The sequence below is a fragment of the Rhizobium ecuadorense genome, assembly GCF_001187535.1.
Classification (GTDB): domain Bacteria; phylum Pseudomonadota; class Alphaproteobacteria; order Rhizobiales; family Rhizobiaceae; genus Rhizobium; species Rhizobium ecuadorense.
Window position 1 is genome coordinate 1 of record NZ_LFIO01001067.1, and the last position, 2,240, is coordinate 2,240.

2 protein-coding genes are annotated in these 2,240 nt (G+C 55.0%); one reads left to right on the top strand and one right to left on the bottom strand.

Annotation, left to right across the window (positions count from 1 at the left end):
• Positions 1–147: 147 nt before the first annotated feature.
• Complete coding sequence (locus tag AF337_RS20390; RefSeq protein ID WP_049733514.1) at positions 148–435, top strand: DUF1236 domain-containing protein; 288 nt, start codon at positions 148–150, stop codon at positions 433–435.
• A 93-nt stretch (positions 436–528) separates the two neighbouring features.
• Here AF337_RS20390 and AF337_RS20395 read toward each other — a convergent pair whose 3' ends face one another.
• A complete protein-coding gene (locus AF337_RS20395; RefSeq protein WP_049733515.1) occupies positions 529–1,638 on the bottom strand; it encodes a glycosyltransferase family 2 protein in 1,110 nt (369 codons plus the stop codon).
• Positions 1,639–2,240: the final 602 nt, after the last annotated feature.

Sequence of the window (2,240 nt, forward strand, 5' to 3'; positions counted from 1 at the left end):
TTCCTGGGCTGGGGATTCCTGCGCATGCGGCATGCACGAGAGAGCGCTATCGGCCTATTCCGATCCTGCCCACACGTGTTCCGTTTAGCGAGGAACCATATCTTGTCGGTTGAGTTTATCAGGACACCCAAGATCCTGGAGGATAACATGAAAACGCTGGTCATCTCTGCCGTATCGCTGTTTCTGTCACTCGGAGGAGCGGCAGTCGCGCAGACGACGACGGTCGTCGTCCCCGGCGAGGTCAAGACCTATGTCGAAAAACAGGAGACGCCATCCGTCACCTTTGAAGGAGACGTCGCAGTCGGTACGGCGCTTCCTGACACTGTCGAGATCCACACAATCCCCGATCAGCCTGATTACGGTTATGTGGTCGTCAACAAAAAACGTGTGCTCGTCAATCCGAAGACCCGCACGGTGATTGAGGTCATCAAATAAGTTGAAAGCATCGCGGGCCTGCTTCCAAGGCCCGCGATTTTTCTATCATTCAACTTTCGTCCGCATTAAGTACCGTTCGCTCAGGCACGAGAGTTAATTCAGCTTGGCATCCACAGCAGCAAGCCGCATCAAACGACGTCGTAGCCGCGGGGTCTCCTTTCGGCATTCCAGACACGATGGCGCAAGTTGTTCGTCGAATTTCGACATCATCATCCGCGGTTGATCTTCACGGTCTGCCGTGGTCGTCGCGAGACGAAGACAGTGTTGTATTGCGCGCAGACCCTTCTGGAGCACAAGTCGAACCACGAAATATGGGTCGCTTCGTAATATCGGCCGAAGCGTCAAGAGCGACAGATAGGTTCTCCGAGCCTGTCGGAATTCCCAAAACGCATATTTTTGCGTGGCGTCGATTGCGCTTGCGATCGCGTATCGGGGGAGCTGTGGATTTGCGGCCAGCGAACGCCTCACCACCTCCAGTGCACTTCTGCCCATTCGCAGGTGATCGGAAGACATGCTGCCGGGATGCTTTCGATATCCCACCAGCCGTTCGGGAACGACTTCGATGAAGTAGCGTGCGGCTAGCTTGAGCTCGAAATCCAGGTCTTCGCAGCCTCCAAGACCGGCTGCTGCATATGAGCTATCGAACCCACCAATCGCAACCGCGGCGTTCCGCCTGACGAGAAGCGCGCTTCCATTCCCTATATACTTAACATTCAGATGCCGCGCATAGATATATCCTCTTGCGACATCGGAACTGCCAGGGCGAATGATCTCGTCGTCCTCGTTGATGAGGTAATGCAGCGTGTAGACCGCAGCCCAATGCGAGCACAAGCGGGTGAGAGCGCTCACCTGTTTTTCGATTTTCATTGGGTGCCAGAGGTCATCCGCATCGAGGAATGCCACGAATTGACCTGATGATGCCTCGATTCCGGTATTCCTTGCGGCGGCGACACCGCAGTTGGGCGTGGACAGGAGGCGGATACGTGGGTCCGACATCGCTATCTGCTCGACGAGTTTTGCCGTGTCGTCCGTGGAGCCGTCGTTGATAACGATAATCTCCAGGGCAGCGTAGGTCTGGCGCATAGCGGACCGAAGCGTGCGCTCGATATAGGTGGATGCATTAAAGGCCGGGATGACTACTGAGACCAGAGGCTGGTCAGAATAAATTTTGTCTCGTCGATCCTTACCTGAATACCAAGGCATTGCAGATCTCCCGCCAAGTCAACCATAAGGTTACTTTCGTAGGGATGAAGGGACTGCATCTTCGACTTTTGCGGTTTTCATACATTCGATGCGGAGCAAGAAAACACGAGCCTCCGATATCGTTAGATGATCGCCTTCAACACGCCCACACTCTAACTTTTATTCTGCGGGCGCACACGGACTTTCGGCTGACGTAGACCCTCTACTTTCGGAGAAGAGGGTAGATATATCAGCCGCTCGTTGGTGAACAATGCTCGCGTCAAAATTGGATCTCGGACGCTTCGATCAGCGGATCGCCGACAGCGCGCTAGCGCGCGATCTCCATGAGGCTTCCGGATCTCGGACCTTAGTTGGGGATGCTTGAGACTCAGGTCTTACACGTGGAACCGCTTGTGATGGCGAGTGTTTTCGATTGGCGACGCGGCCGCGCCAATACTGTAGCCGCCCTGGAGAGGAAACATGCGCCTGCTCATTGTCGAAGACGAACCAGGAATCGCTCTGGTGAGAAAGGACGTTGCGATCGGCTCCGGGTTCGAAATCACCGGCATCGCGGGGAATATGTCAGAGGTTCTGGAGCTCGGCTCCGAAGCAGACATCGCCAT

Coding starts and splice junctions, on each gene's coding strand:
- AF337_RS20390 (WP_049733514.1), top strand. CDS start 148: ATGAAAACGCTGGTCATCTCTGCCGTATCGCTGTTTCTGTCACTCGGA.
- AF337_RS20395 (WP_049733515.1), bottom strand. CDS start 1,638: ATGCCTTGGTATTCAGGTAAGGATCGACGAGACAAAATTTATTCTGAC.